The sequence below is a fragment of the Pseudomonas sp. Ag1 genome, from assembly GCF_000278565.1.
Lineage (GTDB): Bacteria > Pseudomonadota > Gammaproteobacteria > Pseudomonadales > Pseudomonadaceae > Aquipseudomonas.
In genome coordinates this window covers 24,797-45,946 of sequence record NZ_AKVH01000084.1, presented here as the reverse complement: position 1 = coordinate 45,946, position 21,150 = coordinate 24,797, and the positions used below count along the sequence as shown (strand labels likewise).

Here is a 21,150-nt window from a genome sequence, read left to right as displayed (position 1 = left end):
TTTTCAAGGCGATGAAGATCCAGTGTGGGAGCGGGCTTGCTCGCGAATGCGGTGTGTCAGTGCCAACTGTACCGGCTGATCCACCGCATTCGCGAGCAAGCCCGCTCCCACATTTAGATCGAGTTACTGGCCGGCATTGATGCTGATTTTTTCCACCGCACCCTGCTCCAGATCCCACTTCTTCAGAATCTTGCCGTACGTCCCGTCATCAATCATGCCCTGCAACGCCTCACTGATCGCCGTGACCAACTCGGTATTGCTCTTCTCGATCCCAAGCCCGGTGAACTGCTTGGAAATCGCCAGGCCCACCGGCTTGTACTTACCCTTGTCCAGCGACATCAGGTAAGGAATGGTTTCACTGCCCTGCATCGCCGCATCCAGACGGTTCTGCTGCAATTGCGCCCGGGCATCCGCCGAACCCTCGGTGCCAATCACCACGATGGCTGGCTTACCGGCCTTTTCGCAGTTTTCCTTGCTCCACGCGGCAATTTCCGATGGCCAGGTGGTACGTCGGCTGGTGCCGACTTTTTTACCGCACAGGTCAGTCAATTCCTTGAGGTCTTCACGCTTGGCCAGGGTGTACAGCTGCGGGCCGCTGGTGAAGTAGTCAATAAAGGTCACCGCCTTCTGACGCTCGGCAGTGTCGCTCATGCCCGACAGCACAATGTCCACGCGCTTGGTGGTCAGGCCGCTGAGCATTTGTTCGAAGCCGGTTTCCTGCCACTTGATCTTCACCCCCAAACGCTCGGCCAGGGCGTTGCCCAGGTCAAAGTCCAGGCCGGTGAGCTTGTTGGTGGCGGTGTCCTTGAAATCCATCGGCGGGTAGTTCGGCACGATGGCCGCGCTGATCTCACCCTTGTCCTTGATCGCTGCCGGCAATGCCGCCAAAACCGAAGTGGAGGCCATCAGGCCTACGAGCAAACTTGGAAGAAACAGATTTTTCATGGGGGCGTTCTCGTTAGTTTTTTAGTTAAGTGCGAACGGCAGAAATAAAGCTTTGGGTACGCGGGTTTTGTGGGCTTATTAGAATTTCTTCCGGGCTGCCGGCTTCCACAATCTGGCCGGCATCCATAAACACCATGCGGTTGGACACTTCGCGGGCGAAGCCCAACTCATGGGTGACCACAATCATGGTCATGCCGGTGGTGGCCAAATCGCGCATCACCGACAGCACTTCTCCTACCAGCTCCGGGTCGAGGGCTGACGTGGGTTCGTCAAACAACATCAGCTTGGGGCGCATCGCCAGCGCACGGGCAATTGCAACACGTTGTTGCTGGCCGCCGGACAACTCCACCGGGTACGCATTGCGCTTGTCCGCCAGGCCGACGCGGGCCAGCAACTCCAGCGCGTCCTCGGTGGCTTCCTTGGGCGAGCGCTTGAGCACCTGGCACGGGCCTTCGATGATGTTCTGCAACACGGTCATGTGCGGGAACAGATTGAAGCGCTGAAACACCATGCCGGTGGCCAACCGCTGACGGGCGATCTGTGATTCATTCAATTCGTGCAGCTTGTTGCCGACGACCCGGTAACCCACCAGTTCGCCGTCGACCCACAGGCCGCCCTTGTCGATTTTTTCCAGCTGATTGACGCAGCGCAGCAGGGTACTTTTGCCGGAACCGGACGGGCCGATGATGCACAGCACTTCGCCTTGTTCGACTTCCAGGTTGATGTCCTGCAACGCGTGATACTGGTCGTAATACTTGTTCAGGTTCACGGCCTTGACGATGCTTCTCATGGGGCAAATCTCCTCAGTCAGGGCTTACGAACGCTTGCCGGCGCCGCGGGCAAAACGACGCTCAAGGCGGCTCTGACCGAATGAAAGAACAGTCACCACCGCCAGGTACCAGATGCCTGCAACAATCAGCAGCTCCATGACCCGGGCGTTGGCGTAGTAGATGTTTTGCGCGTTGTGCAGCAGCTCCGAGTACTGGATCACACTCGCCAGGCTGGTCATTTTCACCATGCTGATGAACTCGTTGCCTACAGGCGGAATGATCACCCGCATCGCCTGGGGCAGAATCACCCTACGCAGCGCCTGAAGGCTCGGCATGCCGATCGACTTGGCGGCTTCGTACTGGCCGGTGTCCACCGACAACAGGCCGGCGCGCACCACTTCAGCGGTGTAGGCACCCTGGTTGATGCTCAGGCCGAGGAGGGCGGCCACGAACGGCGTCATCAGGTCCACGGTGTCGATGCTGAACAGGCCGGGAATCGCGATCACCGGGAAAATCAGCGCCAGGTTGAACCACAACAGCAGTTGCAGAATCAGCGGCGTACCCCGGAACAGCCAGGTGTAGGTGATGGCCACGTAGCGCAGGATCGGGTTGGCCGACATACGCATGATCGCCGTGATCACCCCGATCACCACGCCCAGCGCCATGGCCAGGATCGACATGATGATGGTGTTCACCAGGCCCCAGATGATCGCCTCGGACGTGAGGAACTGACCGATGTAGGACCATTCGATCTGGCCGTTGGCGAATGCACGCAGCAAGGCAGCCAGTGCGATCACGATCAACGTGGCAAAAAACATCCGCCCGTAATAGCGACGGGGCACGTGCTCGTACTGGGTGATATCGAACTGGTTCTCGGTCTGCTGGCGCTCGGCTTGCAAGCGCTCTGCCGGGGTTTGTTTCATGGTGACTCTCCAAAACAACTGAATACACTGATCGTTCCCACGCTCTGCGTGGGAATGCAGCAAGGGATGCTCTGCGTCCCCAAAGCGTGACGCGGAGCGTCACAAGAGGCATCCCCACGCAGAGCGTGGGAACGATCTTTAAATTCGAAAGCCGGTGTAGTTTTCTGCCCACTTCTGTTGCGCAGCCAGGGCCACCTTCAACCGCCCAATCTGCTCCCGCACCCGCTCCGGCGCCGTACCACCCCAACCACTGCGCGCCGCAATCGCCGCTTCCAGGGTCAGGCACTCACGCACTTGCGGCGTCAGCCGCGTATCCACCTCTGCCAACAACGCCGGCGAGGCTTCCCACAATTCAATTTCATGCTTCTCACAGGCCTGCACCAAGGCACCGGTAATCTCATGGGCCTCCTTGAACGGCACACCACGAGTGGCCAGCCAATCCGCCACCTCAGTTGCCAATGTGAAACCCATCGGCGCCTGACGCCGCAGCTCTTCCACCTGCACCTTCATCGTCGCGACCATCCCGGCCATCGCCGGCAGCACCAGCAGCAACGTATCCACGCTGTCCAACACACTGTGCTTGTCTTCACTCAAATCGCGGTTGTACGACAGCGGCAACGACTTGAGCGTGGACATCAACCCGGTCAGGTTGCCAATCAATCGCCCGGCTTTACCCCGCGCCAGTTCGGCAATGTCCGGGTTCTTCTTCTGCGGCATGATCGAGCTACCGGTGGCGTAGGCATCGTCCAACTGCACCCAGCGAAACTGCCGCGACGACCACAGGCAAAACTCCTCCGACAGCCGCGAAATATTCACCCCGAGCATGCCCGCCACAAACAGAAACTCCGCCACGTGGTCGCGACTGGCTACAGCGTCGATAGAGTTTTCGCACGGCCCGGTGTAACCCATCTCCTTGGCCGAATGCTCCGGCTGGCGAGCAATTGCAGAGCCGGCCATCGCCGCAGCACCCAACGGCGACAACGCCGTACGCGCATCCCAATCCACCAGGCGCTGCACATCCCGCAGCATCGATTGCGCATGAGCCAACAAGTGATGGGCGAACACAATCGGCTGCGCCTGCTGCAAATGGGTGAAGCCCGGGCAGATGCTCTCGATATGCTGCTCGGCCTGGTCCACCAGCGCCTGCTGCAACCCCAGCACCTCGGTGGTGATGGTGCGCGCGTGGTCCCGCAGGAACAGGCGTAAATCGTTGGCCGTCTGGTCATTACGCGAACGCCCGGCGCGCAACTTGCCGCCCAGGGCGCCCAAACGCTCGGTCAACACCCGCTCGATGAAGGTGTGCACATCCTCGTCATCCAGCGTCGGGTGCAGGCGGCCAGCGGCAAAGTCCTCACCAATCCGGTCCAGCGCTTCCAGGGTGCGCAAGGTTTCCGACTCATCCAGCAACCCGGCGCGCTGCAACTCACGGGCATGGGCCCGGGAGCCGGCCAGGTCGTAGGGCGTCAGGCGAAAATAGCGCTCGGGGCAACGGGACAGCGCCGCCAAAGCAGCAGACGGTCCGGACTTGAAACGAGCACCCCAGAGGCGATCGGTGGGCTGAGACATGGTGTTCCTCACGCTTGTTTTTAGAAGTGACAAGCCCGATGGACGTGGCTTGGCCTTATGGATTCGGAGGGCAGTAGCAAAACGAAAAGTCCTGATCGTAGTGTCAGGTTTTTAGGGGCGTTAAATCAGCCGGTAAAAGCTGTTCAACCCGCTATATTCAAGGTTGCCAAGGGCGGTTAAGTATGTTCATTATTGCCGCCCGGCGATGTTCATGGAGTAGGTCAAAGCCTGTTGAATATGGCACTTGAGGTCAACACGTATTATGGAAACCCCACTTTCCAATTCTGGAAACATACCGCCAAAACCCGGCACAAGACCGCCCCTGCAACTCAGCGGCCTGGACTTCAAATTGCTGCGGGTGTTCAAGGCTGTGGTCGAAGCGGGCGGCTTCAGCGCGGCGCAGAACGAGCTGAATGTGGGCCTGGCGGCGATCAGCAAGCAGATTTCCGACCTGGAAATTCGCATCGGCATGCGCCTGTGTACGCGAGGGCGGGAAGGGTTTGGCCTGACCGAAGAAGGCAAATTAGTCTATCAAGCGTCCATTGAATTATTTGCCTCGGTAGACAGTTTCAGAGACAAGCTTAGTTCGGCGCAGAATGAACTGATCGGCGACCTTAGTGTGGGCGTTATTGATAACACCGTCTCCGACGTTAATTCACCATTGATTAACGCGCTGGGAAGATTACATACAGAGTCGCCAAAAATAAGATTACGTCTACATGCCTCGCAACTGGACGAAGTTGAACGGGGCGTGGTGGAAGGGCGGCTGATTGTCGGCATCGTCCCGGTGTACCAGCGACGGGAAGAATTCGATTATTTCCCGCTGTACGAAGAAAAGTCCCACGCGTACTGCGGCGTCGGGCATCCGCTGTTTGAAGCGAGTGACATCAACGCAGATGTGTTGCGCCAGCATGAAGTGGTCAACCATCGTTACGCGATCCACAGCGACAAGGCCAACTTCGTCAGCTACGACAGTCAGTCCGCCTCGGCCTCACAGGTTGAAGCCGTGGCCATCCTCATCCTCACCGGCCGCTTCCTGGGCTTCCTCCCGGAACACTACGCCGCGCCGCTGGTGAAGGAAGGGCGCCTGCGCGTGTTATGCCCGGAGCAGATCCACCTGAGCACAGCGTTCAACCTTATCCTGCGCCACAACGCCCCACGAAGCCCGCTGGTCAAAGCCTTCGCAACGGCACTTGGCGTGGACCTCAAAGCGCCAATCTAACGAATTCACACCACCCTTAGAACCTACAGAGATCCCCTGTGGGAGCTGTCGAGCCCCAGCGAGGCTGCGATGGGATCAACTCGGTCTACCCGCAGACCATATCCACCCGCATCACCGCCGCAACTTGCCCAACTTCTTCTTCGCATGAAAATGCGCTTCCTGCGCCGCTACCAACAGCTACCTGTTCGGCTACGCTTGTCGGGTAGCTGCTATAGAGCTATGCAATAGAGCATCTGCAAACTATCATTCTTACCTGTCTTCCCATGCCTTAAGAGGTGTTCCTTATGTCTACTGGAACGATCTTCACCAATAACCGTACACAAAATATCCGCATCCCTGCTGACATGCGTTTTCCCGCTGGGGTGAAAACTGTAGAGGTGCGTGCCGTGGGGCGCGAACTGATTATTTCGCCGGTTGAAAACACTTGGGACAGCTTTTTCCTTGCAAGCGAATCGGTATCTGATGATTTTATGGAGGAGCGCGCCGACCAAACCCAGCAAGAGCGAGAGTCCTTTGATGATTAAGTACATGCTTGATACGAACATCGTGATCTACATCATCAAGCGTCGGCCTATGGAAATACTGGAAAAATTCAATGCGAATGTAGGTCGTATGGTGATCTCTTCGATCACCCTTGCGGAATTGATGCACGGGGCCGAAAAAAGCCAGTTTGTTGAGAGAAATACTCGGGCGGTGGAGGACTTCATCTCCCGGCTTGACGTCATTCACTACGATGACAAGGCCGCTTTTCACTACGGCTCGATCCGCTCCGATCTCGAAAAGAAGGGCACTCCAATCGGCGTAAATGACCTGCACATCGCGGGCCACGCCAGAAGCTCAGGATTGGTCTTGGTGACTAACAACGAAGGTGAGTTCAAGCGAGTGAATGGCTTGATCGTGGAAAACTGGATCGCCGCCTAAGGCAGTCAATCCAGCGCACACAGATAGGTGGTCCAGGCGATTCAGCGTTGCTTGATTCGTTTCTCCTTCGCATGAAAATGCCGAAAATGCGCATCCTGCGCCGCCGCCAACAACTCCCGATCCCCGCGCGTATCACCCCAGGCCCTGAGCCGATACTCCCCCAGATCCCCATAAACCGCCTCAAGCCGAAGTACCTTATTCTCACACCGGCAATTATTCCCCGTGAGCTTGCCCGTCAATACTCCGTCAACCACCTCAAGCTCAGTGCCTATCAACCGGATCCCAAGCCGATCCGCAAACGGCTGCAACACCAACGCCGGCGACGCCGAACACAGCGTCACCACCGCCCCGGACTTCACCTCATCGGCCACCGATTGCAGCCCGGTTGGGCGCATCAGCTTGTTCCAATACGCCTGGCAATACGCTTCCGCTTTCTGCTGAACCCACGCCTTGTCCACGCCGGTCATAAAGGTGCGGATCAACTGCGCCTTGAGCTCATCACGGCTGATGACGCGCAACAGAAACTGCGCGCCAGGCACCGCCAGCTTCACCATCCTGCGCACGAACTCGCCTTTACCAAAGGCGAACTTCAGGAACGGCACGAAGCTGTCGTGGTGGGTCAGGGTGCCGTCGAAGTCAAAGACGGAGAGCACTTTGGCATCCAAGGGGCCGGATTCGAGCATGTCTGGGTTCACGGGCGGGTCTCGATTATTTGGAGCGGGTCATCTGGTGTTCTGACAGGGACTCGCCTGTACGGTTCAGGCGGAAGACGGTGATCTGCCAGAGCGATCGCTCTCTCTGTTTTCTCGGACGCGAAAATCACGCGTCTGGTTGATCGGCGCAGTTTACTACCTCAAGGTCCATGGTTGGGCCTTCTCGAACCAATCCAGCGCGCGGTCCGGCGTCCAGCATGCGGCATAAGGCGAAATTTCCTACTCATGACTCGTACCGTTTAAAGCGAAGCGTCCGATATTTCCTATTTTGTATTTTTCGTAAGGTGCCCTTCAAAACAACAGGGCGCTTACCTTATGGCTAACCACGGCTACATGACCATCAGCGGCAAATCCCAGGGCCTCATCTCTGCAAGCTGTTCGACTCAGGACTCCATAGGCAACAAGTGCCAGGACGGGCACCGCGACGAGATAATGGTGCTGTCCTTCCACCACAATATGGCCAACCGCGGAAACGTCAGGGCATCGAGTCACGGCCCGATTGCTATCACCAAAAACATCGACAAGTCATCTCCTTTACTGGCGGTAGCGCTTTCCAATAGGGAAGAGCTTAACTGTGTCATTAATTTTTACCGTATTGCTCAAACGGGTTGGCACGAAAAGTACTACAGCGTCGATATTCGAGGCTGCATCATTACCGACCTCACCGTCGACGTGCCGCATTCTGTTCTGCATATTGACGCCGAGCCACAAGAGCATGTTGCGCTTCAATATCGGGAAATTATCTGGACTCACCATCAAGCCGGAACAAGTGGTTTCAGCACTTGGGAGACGGGTCGGTGACTATTGAAAAGAAAAAACAGAATCCGACGTTTCACGATATCTGGATGGTTAGTCAGGCGGGTGCATACTTGACTAATCAGGCATGTGCGATAAGTGCACGCCATATTAAAATTGGAACTGTTCGGTTGCAGTTCAATCGGGAGGTGGCTTATTACGCTCGAAGCATTGTTAGGGATGTCGAGGAAGGCAAGAAGAGTGTTGATCAAGGTTTGCTGGAAATAAAGAACGAACAAAAGAACTTGATGTATCAGTCTCTGGAGGTGGGGAGGAAAGGCGTTGGGGTTATTGCGGGCGCTCTCCAATTTGCGACAGGTGCAGGGATTTGCTACGCCTCGGTTGGAACGCTGTGTGTGCTGGCGGGCATCCCGATTATGGCGCATGGGGCTAATAATATGTATGAGAACGGTCGCAGTTTAATTGATGGGCAGGGAGACACAGCGGGGCCGGTGAGGAGTGGGTATCACGCTGCAGCGAAATCACTTGGGTACGGTGAGCGTGAAGGTGACATGGCGTATGGTGGCGCTGATATAGGAATGTCGATTTACAGCCTTACCAGGCTTGTGCTAAAGCCTGATGCTTGGCGGTTATTTAGATATATAAGAGCAGATAAACAGAGGGCCTATAAAACCATGGGGGGAACAGCTTTGGGCGTGGAGGCTTATATCGACTATGAGACAGGTAGACAAGTATATAAAAGGCTTGATGAGTGATTGTAATTTTGGGTTTATTTCTTTTGATGGGTAGCATGTGGTCCGCTTACGCGTTGAAGGTGAAGTTTTCTGGGGGAAATCTGAATCATGTAAAGCTGTATTTTTGCTTGATATTTAATGGTTTTTTTGTGATTACTTACATGGATGTTATAAAGTATGATGATTTTTTATATTTGGGGTATAGGCCCGATATAACGGTGGGTTACCCAATTATTGATTGGATTGCCTTAATTGGGATATTGGCTCACGCATTTGCACTTCCAATGAAGTGGAAGGTGAAGCGATGGTTTTTGAACGATAAAAAAGAAGGTGACTGACTGGAGGGGCCGTCCGAGCAGTTGCTCGGACGGATCAAGCACAAAAGGTCAGCGCGCCGTATGACCTGAAAAGCGGAAATATTCCGCGACCTTCCGCAACCAATTTCTGCTCGGGGGCGCCCGACGGCGAGTCCTGTTGAGCAATAGGTAGGGCATATCCCGGAGCCGAATCCAGCCTTCATCTTGCCAATGCAGAAGGCTCAACGACATTTCAGGCCAATCCAGCAAGCTCAACATCGGACGGTCTGCGGACCTTGATTGATGCTCATCGCGCAAAGTGGGAACCACTTGATGAGTCAGCCATTCCCGCAGCAGGCGATGCCCAGGTGTGTAGTGATACACCAGCAGCGCATACACCCCGGACTCACTGATCATCAGCATGTTCTCAGGTTGGCCGTGATATCGAATTTCCAGGGTTTGGCGCTGATCCTCGTCGAGCTTGCTGACCTTGCGATCATCCAGGTACAACCCCATCAGACGGCCGAGGTCGCGAGCACAGAACCATGGCTGGTTCTCAAGGAGTAGAGCGTGCAGGTGCAGGTTATGGCGGGTGAAGACAGTAGGCAGAAAGGGTTCATGCATGAAACACCTCCGAGCCGGAGCGTGTTTGAGAGATGGTGCAGGTACAGCTAACGTTCTTCGCAGGGATCGCAAAGTATCCAGGCATTTCCGTTACCTCTGGTTGCTTTCTTAGGGCATGCGTTATGGGTGTCGGGAGCTAAGAAACCCACCAGAGACGGGCCGGACATATTCCCCTTTCGGGTCTTGTATTCGCCCACTCCCGACATAACGGGGATTTTTTCACAGGCGTAGAGAAACCGCTGGCGAAAAAAAGCCGCATGGCTGTCGGGTGCGGAGGACCGCTCTGGTTGAGGCGTTTCTTAGGCGCCGAGTGGTGAGGGTAGGTGGGCGGTTGGAGGTCGTCAAGCTCTCAGAATTATCATTCCATTTCAGTTGATACGTGCTGACTATCGATTTCGGGGTTGATCATTTTTTGGATTTCAGCCCGCAATGTGTCTCTGTTTTTCGTCTGGCATTCCCAGATAATTGATACGCGCCAACCTGATACTTCAAGCGCTCGTTTAGCCTTCATGTCTCGTTCAACATTTTTTGCGAGCTTAGGTAGCCAAAAATCCAGTCTGCTTTTAGGTGTGTACGCGTATTTGCAGCCAGGGTGTCTATGCCAGAAACACCCGTGAACGAACAAGCATAATCGATGCTTCGGGAATACCAGGTCTGGTGTTCCCGGTAAGTCCTTTCGGTGTAGACGATAGCGAAGCCCTAGGTCATGGCACGCCGATCTAACAATCATTTCGGGCTTGGTATTTTTTCCCTTAATTCTGGACATGTTCTGAGAGCGTTGTTCTTGGGTGATGACGTCTGCACTCATTGAAGTCTCACCTCATGGGGAGCTAATTTTTAGATGTTCATCTACGCAGTTTCGGAAAGCTTTTTCTGTAGAGGCTCTACCAAGTCTTTTCAGGAGAAAATATGACTGTGTGATCGTCGTCCACGATTTCTTTAGGTGATCAGGCTGTAGGATGGCTGGGCGGTCACACTAAAATTGACGTGTTCGTCCGGCCATCACGCTTTGCATTGGTCGTCCGCTTGCCATTTATACGAAAGCAACTGATCGATTTCACTTGTCCGATGAGTCGGTAGGCGTGTGAGGAGGTCCTATAGATTCCCTTCGGAGCATGGCCACTTACCTACGCAGACTACTAGCAACTGCTTGATCGGCGCTACCGTATTCAGCGCTATAAGGCCTGCTACGGGCCACGCACTCGCCTAGCGCAGGGCCTATTCAGCGAGCATGCTCTGTTATCTGCTTGCAGTTCTAAGAGCTTGCGTCTCGCACGGTGCATGCAGTCGGCATTGCTCAGCCCGAGTTCCAATCAGGTCTCGAATCAACCCCAAATCCTCTCTGACTAATTTTTCTTCTATTGAGGATGGGTGTCCGCCATAAAAACATCGTACCAACTGCTGGCCTTTTGCCGTATTTCAGTTCAGCCTTACGTAGCCCAATAAATAAAATGGCCTCAAAATTACGACGCCCAGATGTGGGCAGCGGGAACGAGTTTGTTGTTCAACAGCTTCGCGATGACCGGATTGGCAAGGTGATCGCACCAAGAAAAATGAGAAATATTGGATTCAGGCTACGATCCAATCGGGACAAGCCTTAGCAGTCAGGGAAAACGCATGAAGCTGGATGTAGAACAAAAGGACGTGATTGAAGCATCGGCAAATCAGTGGATGCTGGTCAATGCGGGACCTGGCACCGGAAAGACTGAGGTTTCCGCGCTTAGGCTAGTTCATCTATTGCGCCAAGGACTGTATCCCGCACAGATTTTAGTACTGAGCTTCTCTAGTAGTGCGGTACGCACCTTATCTCGTCGTATCGATTGCTTGAACCTATTGGATGACGCGATCACTGAGGATCTGCGGCATCTCACAATCCGTACTTTTGACGCATGGGCTTTCCGACTATTGAGGCAGAAAGGTGGTGAAGCAAGAGCTCTCCTAGGTCGATCTTATGATGAGAATATTGCGGAGGCTACTAACTATCTCAATGACGATGACGCATATGAAATGCATGATCGTCTTAGGTCTATACGGCATGTCATTGTTGACGAGTTCCAAGACTTGCCGGGTATACGCGCAGATTTGGTTCTCGCTCTGCTGAATCGTCTTAATTGCGGTACTGCGGATCCAGTTGGGTTTACAGTGCTTGGTGACCCAGCGCAGGCGATCTATAGATTTTCGGAACGAGCGTCCGATAATGTACCGGCTGAAGATCCGTGGGTAAAGTTGAAGCGTAGATTTGCAGATGGATTGAAAGAAATCGAACTGACTAGTAACCATCGCGCGACACCTCTCCTCGCGACACAAACAGAGTTCTTGAGGGGTGTTCTTCGCAATGAAGATCTGGATGGTAACGAAAAGCTACACGCGGTCCGAAAACATCTAGCATCTTTACCATTGAAAGATTCCACCGCAAAAATCGGACCGGATTGGCTCGCTGAATTGCCTGACGGCTCAGCAGCAATTCTGACACGCACTAACGGAGAGGCCATCCTATTAGTGCAGATGCTAATGGGGCAAAGCCGAGGTGCACCACAAAAAACTATTGCTTTGCGACTGGCCGGCCGTTTACGTGCCATTCCAGCCTGGGTTGGGGGGATATTGAGCCCTTTGAAAGTATCAAAACTAACAGCCACTATCTTTAAAGTAGTGTATGCCAACGCACTTTCTCGTCTCGGGCCCAATGGAGTGATACAGCTACGCCTGCCTGACTTAGCTACCTCTTGGCAACGGCTTCTGAGAGCCAGCGGAGGTTCAGATACTGATACGTCAGTGGATATGGAAAATCTGAGAGAACGGTTTGCTTGGCCGGACAGTTTTCAAGAATCTCAGATGGATGATAACGAGCCAGCGGTATTTGTCACCACGATTCATCAAGCCAAAGGTATGGAGTTTGATCACGTCTCGCTGCTCGATATTCGGCTTTCGCACGGTAACGAAGCCGAAGAAGGAGAAACGCCAGACGATCCCGAAGAAGAGGCCAATGTTAGTTTTGTGGGTATCACACGCGCTGCTCACAGTATTGAACGGCTAAGTGCAGATTGCATCTGGACGCCACCGTACGAATACAAGCTTAGGAGCAAGAGAAAGCGTTATGTTTCTTGGAGAGGAATGATCAATATTCAATTTGGGCTTTCAGGCGATATAGATTCAACCTCCTTCGTTTCAACGCAATTACTTGGCAGTGACGAAGCTGTGAGCCAAGTGCAGGCACTCCTCGAGAATCGAGGGAAAACGCTATGTGGCCGGAAAGTGGAGCTTCGCAAGAGAGATGCAGAGAAAATTATCGACCTAAGGTATAAGATTTTTGTGCTGGAAGATGATGGCAGCGAGTCACTCATCGGATTGACCACCAAACAGTTCACAGTAGACTTATTGGAGTTGCTGATGGAGAAAAAAATCAGCCCTCCGTTCAAACTTTATAACATGCGAATTTCTGATGTTGTCACCCTCACGGCGCCTATTCGTTCCGAGGATTCTATTCCTGAACCGTGGCGAAGCAGCCGCATCTGGCTTGGCATAACCCTAATAGGAACTGCAGGTTTCAAAGGGATCAAACGAAAAGGAGCCTGATATGAAACAGGGAAAAAGCCGGAAACAAGCGGCACGAGCAGCTCTGGTAGACATGACATCTTCACTCTTGCACGGGCCGTTTCAATTCGATGAAATATTGGAGTCGGCCCCGGTCGACACCTATCTCACCGGCATACTTTGGCCAAGGGGAACGCTTGTAGGGCCTGAGGCTGATGACGATGATGTTAATTGTGACGCCAAAGGAGGGGAGGCGGGGAACTCCTCCGATTTGGAGCAAGGAATACCGGGATATCGAGCTATTCGGCCTTGCTCAATCGGCATGACCTTTTCAGTAAGTCAGAGAGTCCCTTTGACCATCTCTTTGGATCAGACCGCTAGATACGAGCCTGTCGAAATAAACGTTGAATCTGATCCGGGAGAGGCTGCGGTCGGAGCCATTTTTGATATGGGAAAAACGCGTCGTTGGGCTCGTAAAGTTCTTAACTACTCCCTCGTGATTCCAGCAGACCAAGCGGCGGGAGACCATACTCTGAATGATTTCCGAGACGCGTCAGGGAATGTGATCAGAGATCTCCGTCTTTCTGTGCGTATGCGCCTTCGACACATAAGTGGTCAGTCGGTTTTCACTTTTACCTTAGTCAATGAAGAAAAGGACAGTCCGGATAACCTTCGCGACAGCAGTTGTTTGTTTCAGGCAGGACTGGTCGTGCGCGCAGTCAATGATGAGTTGGGAGCGATTCAGCCGCGTAAGGGCCAGATCATCGATGATGCGGATGAAGATGCACTTTGCAACGCTCTGCTTTATCGGAATGTGCACGAATTTGCAGTTGGACATGGTATTGCCACAGTGTGGGATGAACCGAACAATATGCTCGTCAAAGAGGTTCGCACGGCTTGGCTGCCAATTACCAGTGTCCGAGGGACAAGCCCAGATGGACATGCGCTTCTAAAGGATTTCGTAGCGGATCACCCAGATGGCTTGAAAGCTGCTTTTCTTGGGCAGGAGGGAGCGCGTAGTACCGTCACACACTCTCTGGCCTCTTTTGTTCTTTGTTACCAGCAATGGATCAAATCGGTGCTTGTTCCGAACGTCGCCGAGTTTGACGATAAGCTGGGCAAAGCTGCAGCACTTAACCTAGAGCGTTGTGAATCCGTCCATAGACGTATGCAACACGGTCTGACGATGCTGCAACAGGATGATGATGCTTGGACCGCCTTTGCTTTAGCCAATCAAGCGATGGACAAACAGTCGCGTTATGCATCCAAAGATGAACAAGCGCGGCCACTGGTCTGGCGGCCATTCCAGCTTGCTTTTATGCTGCTGGTTTTGCCCGGCATAGTGAACCCGGATCTAGAAGACCGCTCCTGCATGGATCTTTTGTGGTTTCCAACCGGTGGTGGTAAAACCGAAGCCTATCTAGCGCTAACCGCATTCCAGATATTTCATCGACGCCTTATTAGCCAAGTAGCTAGAAGCCAGGGAGGAGTGGACGTTCTGATGCGTTACACTTTGCGGCTTCTGACGGTACAACAGTTTCAACGTGCCGCGGCGTTGATACTCGCTTGCGAAACTCTGCGTAGTCTAGATAGTCGCCTTGGTATAGCGCGAATCAGTCTTGGCTTGTACGTAGGGGACGGTAGTACCCCAAATAATATGGAAAAGGCCCGCATGGTGCTTGAAGAAGAGTATCTCGGTCAGAAGCCGACATCAACTCCTCGACAATTGCTCCGCTGCCCAGCATGCGGCAACGATCTACACGCAAGCGCTTTCAGAGCGCATCCTTCCGAGCCGCGGATTGATATTACGTGCGAAAACACGTTGTGTGAAACACAAGGGCGCGTGATCCCTGTTCTTACCGTCGATGAAGCTATATTCGCGTCACCACCATCACTTCTGATCGGTACCATCGACAAATTTGCGCAGATACCTCGCTCAGCGAAAATGAGACCTTTGTTTGGTTTGGATGGCGGTGAACCTCCAGGCTTGATCATTCAAGATGAACTCCATCTAATATCAGGACCACTGGGATCAATGGCCGGGTTGTACGAGACAGCGATTGACATGCTTTGCACTCGCGGTACGGTTAGACCAAAAGTGATCGGTTCAACGGCTACTATTGGTCAGGCGGCAGCTCAGGTGCGCGCTCTATTCGACCGCAACGTGCTGCAGTTTCCTCCTCCAGGCTTTGACGAGGATGACTCTTTTTTCGCTGTTCGGGACACCGTCGGTTCAGATCGTCTATACGTCGGGCTACCTACAGCGGGCCGAAGCCCTAAGTTTGCTTTACAGGCTCTAATGGCCGCGTTACTACAGTCGGCGCATACCTTGGTGGAAAGGGGAAGTGCTGACTTTGAAGCAATCGATGCTTATTGGTCTTGTGTAGCCTATTTCAACAGCCTTCGAGAACTGGGTGGCGCGCATGTCTTAATGCAGGACGACGTACCTCGTCAAATGGCATTTCTTGCCACAAGACTGGGAGTTTCTGTTCGACCACTTGAAGGCCAGCCAGTTGAGCTTAGCAGTCGCAAATCATCCCGTGAGTTGCCCGGTGTTTTACAGGCTCTATCTGCGACGCTACATGATTTTCATGATGCGTTGGTAAAAGGTGAAGTCACGGACCAGCCGGAAGATACCGTACTTGCATCCAACATGATCTCGGTAGGTGTTGATGTGCCTCGACTTGGCCTAATGGTCGTCAATGGGCAACCCAAGTCCACAGCAGAATACATCCAAGCAAGCAGTCGTGTGGGGCGAAGCGGGCCTGGCTTAGTCTTCACGCTATACAACTTCAGCCGGCCTAGAGATCTCTCTCACTTCGAACACTTTCGGGCCTACCACAGCGCTTTGTATCGAAGCGTGGAAGCAACAAGCGTTACGCCATGGGCGCCTAGGGCTCAGGATAAAGCCTTGCACGCAGTGGTTGCTTCTGTGATTCGTCATCTCGTACCAGGTATGTCAACAGATGAAGGTGCCCTGCGGTTCGATGCAGGTGCTCCTGAAGTGCTTGCACTGTTGGACCGGATTCTTACTAGGGCATCAGAAGCCACAGATGGGGTTGAGGAAAGTGCAACCTTGGCCGGTCTGCAAGCTATTGTTGAGCGGTGGGAGTTGCAGGTTACAAACACTAAGGCTGCCAATAGAAGATTGTTGTACTGGAAAAGACCAGCACCGTTTGGTCGATCCTTGCCACACCTGATGTGTTCAGCTGAGGAAAGCACCGGCGGTGCGGGGCAGGCGTGGCCAACACCGGGGTCAATGCGAGAAGTAGAACCGTCGTGCGCCTTCGTATTGAAGTCCATTATTCCCAAAATCAGAGATCAGTAATGGCCATTTTCAAACGGACAGAAAATCGCTCAGCCAGCGCGACGCCAACTGCTCCGGGCAGTCTTGGAGTAGAACCTGTAGGTCGCGTTCGTCGTTCCCAATTGATTTCGACATACGGAGTTGGAGCAATTGTCGATCTTGAAAAGGGCTCGTATATGCCTATGGGGCTGGAAGATTGGGATAGATCCACTAGGTCGCCAGCGCTGTCGATTAACGAGGATCGGTTGCAGGTTTTACTGGGGGTTGACCATTTTCGTTTGGCTCCAATTACAAAAGACCTCGTTCCGTCACGTCAAGTAGACCCTAAGCACGCTGTACCAGTCATACGTTTTCCAAAGTGGCATCAATGTCCGAAATGCTTTCGAATTGGAAGAGAGGGCGCGCCGTTTGAGTTGGCGGCAAATGGTTGTGAGCTCGAGTGTCGCGGACATCCCTCCCCATTACTTACTACTCCTGTTCGTTTTGTGGTCGCCTGCAGTAAGGGGCATATTGATGACTTTCCTTGGGAGTGGTGGGCACATCGTCGTCGCGAAAGTGCCTGTGAACGCCCTACCCTCGAGCTCAAGTCGGATGGTAAGTCTGCCGCGTTAGCTGATATTTATGTCCAATGCAAAAATTGTGGGGTAAGAGAGTCCCTCGGCGACGCTTTCCGCCCTGAAGCCATGAAGGGGCAGACCTGCCGAGGAAGTCGTCCGTGGCTACACGATCGAGAAGAGGGGTGTGACGCTTCGCCAAGGGTCATCCAGCGCGGCGCGTCCAATGTACACTTTCCGGTTGTCGCATCAGCGTTGTCTATTCCGCCTGCGTCAGAGGCTGCCTTTCAAATTATTGATGATCAGTGGCTTTCTTTGGGCGGATTACCGGAGGAGGCCGTTATTCCGACCTTGACCGGTATCGCCAAGTCACTAGACGTGGATTTTTCGACGTTACTGATTGCATATAGAGAGAAACAGAGGCTACTCGACGGCGCCGTAGAGCGAACGGAGATCAGCTCGCGGCGAGAGGAGTATGAAGCGCTATCCCGCGACTGTAACGATAAAGCTTTCGCAGGGATAATGCCGCAGTTCTGCAATCGGATAAATGACGCTCCAGAACCTCTGTCGAAATGGTTCGATATCGTCGGGGCGGTATCTCGGTTACGCGAGGTACGTGCGTTAGTTGGATTTACACGAATCGAACCTTATCCTGTTAGCTTGGAGAATATTCGGGATGCTCTTAACAGGGGCGTGATATCACCTTTGTCAAAGAGTCCTCGGAAATGGTTACCGGCCACAGAGATTCGAGGCGAGGGCATATTTCTCAGGTTTCGAGCAGATGCAATTGATGCATGGATCAATGCCAATCCGAATGTTTTAAATCGAATTAGAGCGTTAGAGCACCGCTCGGTAATGATCGCATCAGAGCGTAGCTATGAACGGGACTATACAATATCAGCCAGACTCCTTCTCGTTCATTCGTTCGCGCACGCACTAATCCGGACAATTTCGGTGGATTGCGGTTACTCATCGTCTTCATTGCGTGAGCGTCTGTACGTAAGTGAGGCTGATGGCGCGTTGAATCCCATGAATGGTGTTTTAATATACACAGGTTCTCCAGACTCTGAAGGCAGTCTTGGGGGGTTGGTTCGACTTGCGGATCCCGTTCAACTTACTCGGGTGATCATGAAGACAATTCGTTCTTCCCTCTGGTGCGGTAGTGACCCTGTATGCTCGGAAACAGAGCCGGAACAGTCAGGTGACAAAGTGAGTGGGGCTGCCTGCCACTGCTGCCTCCTCATTCCTGAGACCGCGTGCGAAAAATTTAATCGCGAGCTTGATCGCACTATGTTAGTCGGCTCTGTGGCTACGGAAAAAAATGGAGGCTGGTTAGGCTTCTTTGCAGATGCCAACTTGGAGTAAGTAATGGCTATTCTGATCCCCGAACAACCTAAAGACTGCACTTACAGCGAGCGAGTTTTATACGAACGTATGGGGCGAGAGCTGGACAATGAATGGATTGTCTTGCACTCACTTGGTCTACATGGACATGAAACAAAGATCTGGGGTGAAGCAGATGTTGTAGTTCTTTCTACAAGGGGATTTTTCGCGCTTGAAGTCAAAGGTGGGAGAGTTGCTTGCAAGGATGGAGTGTGGCAGTTTGGTGATCCTTCCCGTAAATCTTATAGCAAGACAGAGGATCCTTGGACGCAATCAAAAGGAACTATGTTCGCGGTGCGAAAACGTCTAAGCGAAGCAGATGCTAGATTCAAAGATTTATTGATTGGCTTTGGCGTGGTAATGCCCGGTGAACGATTCACTACGACAGGAGCAGAAATCGAGCCGGCAGTTTTACTTGATAAGCGCGAATTCAATAACAAATTGGGTTTCTACATCGGGAAGTTGGAGCGGCACTGGGCTAATGTCTATGAGTCCAAGCATGGGAGGAAGGCGCGGTTGCCTAGCAAGGAGGACGTTCATGCAGCCCGACGTATCTTACGTCCAGACGTCGTGTCTACTTACAGTCTCGGGAGCTACCTAACAGGTGTCGATGCAAGGCTTGTCGAACTAACAAATGATCAAATACGTGTATCACGTCGAATGGCCGCAAATCCTAGAACAATAGTCCGAGGTCAGGCAGGTACTGGCAAAACTGTCATCGCTATGGAGCGAGCACGACAGCTCGCGGCTCAAGGCAAACGGGTTTTGTTTCTTTGCTTCAATCAGTTATTGGCTAAGCATCTACGTCTTACGCTCGAAAGTGGATTGGTCGGAGACCTGATCGAAATTAGACACGTACATGCGCTGTATAGAGAGGTCATTGATCGCGCCGGCTTAGGTAAGTTGCTTGGTCAAGCGAAGGATGAGCAACATCTCTTTGCGGAAGTTTTTCCCTCGGTATTCCTTGAGGCGGCCATTGACTGCGAGCTACCTGCATGGGACGCGCTGGTGATTGATGAGGCTCAAGACCTGTTAACTCTAGATAACTTGGATGCCTTTGACTACATGTTGGGCGGGGCTGGCCTGAATCGTGGTAATTGGCATATTTTTTTCGATCAATTGCAAAATATTTATGGAGTTGATATTCAGGATATGGTCGAGCGTCGACTATCTGAAGCACAACCCGCCTATGACGATCTGTTCGAAAACTGTAGAAACACCAAGCAGGTGGCCGTCCAAGGGTCGATCATCTCGGGAATTGATCTGGCAATAGTAGGTGCGCCGGAAGGGCCCGCGAGTGATAATATCTATTATAGTGATCAGCGGGACTTTCTTGTGCTCTTGAACACACTAGTTACTCACTTGCTCACTCAAGACATATCGCCTGGAGATATCGCTATACTTTCGACTAGGCGAAGAGAGAATTCCTCTATTTCAGGCTTAGCTAAAATCGGTGGGCAAATACTAGTCGATGTGGCTGAGTCTAGTTTTGGTGATATGGTGTTCTCAACTATGCATTCGTTCAAAGGTCTTGAACGTAATGTTGTCATTGCTATTGATATGAGCGAAGTCGGGCAGCTAGCTTGGTCTATGCTGCATTATGCTGGGCTCTCTCGGGCGAAAACTCTGCTCTATGTGTTTTTGCCTGGATCTTTAAAGTCTACTTACTCAGCACAGGCAACTAACTATGCGCGCCGGTTGATTGAGCGGTATTAGGGATGTCTCAGGAGTTTTGGTGGGCCAAAATTGCTAAATTCTTCCATGAAGACTCCTCCCGTAAACTAGGCGGGCTGCCGCGCGATCAGTCTTGTGGCGCCGATATCGGTGATTTATTGAGCGCACGTTTGATAAAATTCATCTCTGTGTCACACGGAACTGGCCGATACTGGTGCATCGGTCACGTCGAGTAGGGTTGGGGCGCTCAGATGTCTAGTGAAAAATCGGGCGCGCTGGGGAATACTCTATAAAATATAGGTTCGATGACTAGAGCAATCGACCTTAAGATGATAACGCTGAAGAGCTAATTATCACCCGGAGTTAGCTTTTTGCCTGAGTGGGCAGTAATGAGAATAGCTTTGGCATACATTCCAAAATTCTGGGTAAGTTGACTCGATATCTGTATCCGTCCGGCCAAGTCACCTACCCAGCACCGCAAAGCCAAGACATGGTGTGCACTTAAATTTAAGTGGGCACCAGTTCTAGCCTTTTAAGCGGGTATTTCATGCAGCCAACACGCCGTTCCTATTCCAAATCCTTCAAAGCCCAAGTCATTCAAGAGTGTGCCCAGCCCGGCGCTTCGATTGCCAGTATCGCACTCGGCCATAGCCTCAACGCAAACCTCATCCACAAATGGATTCGGGTGCTCGCGCAGAAAAGCACGGCGCTGCAACCTGCATTTATTCCGTTACCCATTCCGCTGGCAGGAGCAAGCTCTCAAGCTACATCGTCGAATATCTGTGTTGAAATTCAGCACCCGCGCGGCACCGTAAAAGTTAACTGGCCAACTGAAAACGCTGCTGCCTGCGCGACCTTTCTTCGAGATCTGCTGCGATGATTCGCATCGATTCCATCTGGCTCGCCACCGAGCCGATGGACATGCGCGCAGGCACCGAGACTGCATTAGCTAGGGTGATCGCGGTGTTCGGTGCGGCGAAGCCGCACTGCGCTTATCTGTTCGCCAACCGCCGCGCCACTCGCATGAAAGTCCTGGTGCATGACGGCTTCGGTATCTGGCTGGCTGCTCGCCGATTGAACCAGGGTAAGTTTCACTGGCCAAGCATTCGCCATGGCTCTGAAATACAGTTGGATGCCGAGCAACTTCAAGCCTTGGTACTGGGCCTGCCCTGGCAACGCGTGAGTTCTGGCGGCGCGATCACACTGCTCTAACGGCAGCCATTAGCCTATC

Annotated in this window: 18 protein-coding genes; 11 read left to right on the top strand and 7 right to left on the bottom strand. The window is 52.9% G+C overall.

Going from position 1 to position 21,150, the window contains the following annotated elements; translation table 11 throughout:
* Positions 1-123: 123 nt before the first annotated feature.
* From A462_RS23735 to argH, 4 genes are all read right to left on the bottom strand, one after another.
* Positions 124-945, bottom strand: coding sequence for an ABC transporter substrate-binding protein (locus A462_RS23735; RefSeq protein ID WP_008432932.1), 822 nt, complete (start codon positions 943-945; stop codon positions 124-126).
* Positions 946-970: 25 nt separating this feature from the next.
* Positions 971-1,735, bottom strand: a complete 765-nt coding sequence (locus A462_RS23740; RefSeq protein WP_003211502.1) for an amino acid ABC transporter ATP-binding protein — start codon at positions 1,733-1,735, stop codon at positions 971-973.
* Positions 1,736-1,759: 24 nt separating this feature from the next.
* Positions 1,760-2,638 (bottom strand): amino acid ABC transporter permease, encoded by an 879-nt coding sequence (locus A462_RS23745; RefSeq protein ID WP_003211504.1) that lies wholly within the window; start codon positions 2,636-2,638, stop codon positions 1,760-1,762.
* A gap of 138 nt (positions 2,639-2,776) precedes the next feature.
* Complete coding sequence (gene argH, locus A462_RS23750; protein ID WP_003211505.1) at positions 2,777-4,204, bottom strand: argininosuccinate lyase; 1,428 nt, start codon at positions 4,202-4,204, stop codon at positions 2,777-2,779.
* Positions 4,205-4,466: 262 nt separating this feature from the next.
* Here argH and A462_RS23755 point away from each other — a divergent pair, with 262 nt between their 5' ends.
* The 3 genes from A462_RS23755 (at position 4,467) to vapC (ending at position 6,347) form a co-directional block, all read left to right on the top strand.
* Entirely contained in the window at positions 4,467-5,426 is a 960-nt protein-coding gene (locus A462_RS23755; protein ID WP_032899067.1) for a LysR family transcriptional regulator, read from the top strand.
* Between the two features lie 284 nt (positions 5,427-5,710).
* Entirely contained in the window at positions 5,711-5,950 is a 240-nt protein-coding gene (gene vapB, locus A462_RS23760) for a type II toxin-antitoxin system VapB family antitoxin (protein WP_008432930.1), read from the top strand.
* Positions 5,943-6,347 (top strand): type II toxin-antitoxin system tRNA(fMet)-specific endonuclease VapC, encoded by a 405-nt coding sequence (gene vapC / locus A462_RS23765; RefSeq protein WP_008432929.1) that lies wholly within the window; start codon positions 5,943-5,945, stop codon positions 6,345-6,347. The genes vapB and vapC overlap by 8 nt, the downstream gene beginning before the upstream one ends.
* 41 nt (positions 6,348-6,388) lie before the next feature.
* On the opposite strand, the gene A462_RS23770 is transcribed toward vapC, so the two are convergent.
* The gene (locus A462_RS23770; protein ID WP_008432928.1) at positions 6,389-7,030 is read right to left on the bottom strand and encodes an HAD-IB family hydrolase; all 642 of its coding nucleotides are present in this window, start codon (positions 7,028-7,030) and stop codon (positions 6,389-6,391) included.
* Between the two features lie 345 nt (positions 7,031-7,375).
* Here A462_RS23770 and A462_RS23775 point away from each other — a divergent pair, with 345 nt between their 5' ends.
* Together A462_RS23775 and A462_RS23780 are read left to right on the top strand one after the other, a co-directional pair.
* Positions 7,376-7,861 carry an Hcp family type VI secretion system effector gene (locus A462_RS23775; protein WP_008432927.1) on the top strand — a complete coding sequence of 162 codons (486 nt, stop codon included), beginning with the start codon at positions 7,376-7,378 and terminating at the stop codon, positions 7,859-7,861.
* Positions 7,858-8,571 carry a DUF4225 domain-containing protein gene (locus tag A462_RS23780; protein ID WP_008432926.1) on the top strand — a complete coding sequence of 238 codons (714 nt, stop codon included), beginning with the start codon at positions 7,858-7,860 and terminating at the stop codon, positions 8,569-8,571. The genes A462_RS23775 and A462_RS23780 overlap by 4 nt, the downstream gene beginning before the upstream one ends.
* Before the next feature lie 365 nt (positions 8,572-8,936).
* Here the strand turns inward: A462_RS23780 and A462_RS23790 are convergent, their stop codons facing one another.
* Both A462_RS23790 and A462_RS33185 read right to left on the bottom strand, forming a co-directional pair.
* On the bottom strand, positions 8,937-9,470 hold the full coding sequence (locus A462_RS23790; RefSeq protein WP_008432923.1) for a BRO-N domain-containing protein: 534 nt from the start codon (positions 9,468-9,470) through the stop codon (positions 8,937-8,939).
* Positions 9,471-9,828: 358 nt separating this feature from the next.
* On the bottom strand, positions 9,829-10,278 hold the full coding sequence (locus A462_RS33185; RefSeq protein ID WP_008432920.1) for a very short patch repair endonuclease: 450 nt from the start codon (positions 10,276-10,278) through the stop codon (positions 9,829-9,831).
* Positions 10,279-11,087: 809 nt separating this feature from the next.
* Between A462_RS33185 and A462_RS33180 the strand changes: the two genes are divergently transcribed.
* From A462_RS33180 to tnpB, 6 genes are all read left to right on the top strand, one after another.
* Positions 11,088-13,043, top strand: coding sequence for a UvrD-helicase domain-containing protein (locus A462_RS33180; RefSeq protein ID WP_083853189.1), 1,956 nt, complete (start codon positions 11,088-11,090; stop codon positions 13,041-13,043).
* Between the two features lies 1 nt (position 13,044).
* Positions 13,045-16,329, top strand: coding sequence for a helicase-related protein (locus A462_RS0132350; RefSeq protein ID WP_032899065.1), 3,285 nt, complete (start codon positions 13,045-13,047; stop codon positions 16,327-16,329).
* Positions 16,281-18,227, top strand: coding sequence for a DUF1998 domain-containing protein (drmB, locus tag A462_RS33175; protein ID WP_202948675.1), 1,947 nt, complete (start codon positions 16,281-16,283; stop codon positions 18,225-18,227). The genes A462_RS0132350 and drmB overlap by 49 nt, the downstream gene beginning before the upstream one ends.
* A gap of 3 nt (positions 18,228-18,230) precedes the next feature.
* The gene (locus A462_RS23795) at positions 18,231-19,961 is read left to right on the top strand and encodes a nuclease-related domain-containing DEAD/DEAH box helicase (RefSeq protein ID WP_032899063.1); all 1,731 of its coding nucleotides are present in this window, start codon (positions 18,231-18,233) and stop codon (positions 19,959-19,961) included.
* A 505-nt stretch (positions 19,962-20,466) separates the two neighbouring features.
* Positions 20,467-20,799 carry an IS66-like element accessory protein TnpA gene (tnpA, locus tag A462_RS33165; protein WP_008432906.1) on the top strand — a complete coding sequence of 111 codons (333 nt, stop codon included), beginning with the start codon at positions 20,467-20,469 and terminating at the stop codon, positions 20,797-20,799.
* Positions 20,796-21,131: an IS66 family insertion sequence element accessory protein TnpB gene (tnpB, locus tag A462_RS34825; protein ID WP_008432904.1), complete on the top strand. Its 336-nt coding sequence runs from the start codon at positions 20,796-20,798 to the stop codon at positions 21,129-21,131. The genes tnpA and tnpB overlap by 4 nt, the downstream gene beginning before the upstream one ends.
* The last annotated feature ends 19 nt before the right edge of the window (positions 21,132-21,150 follow it).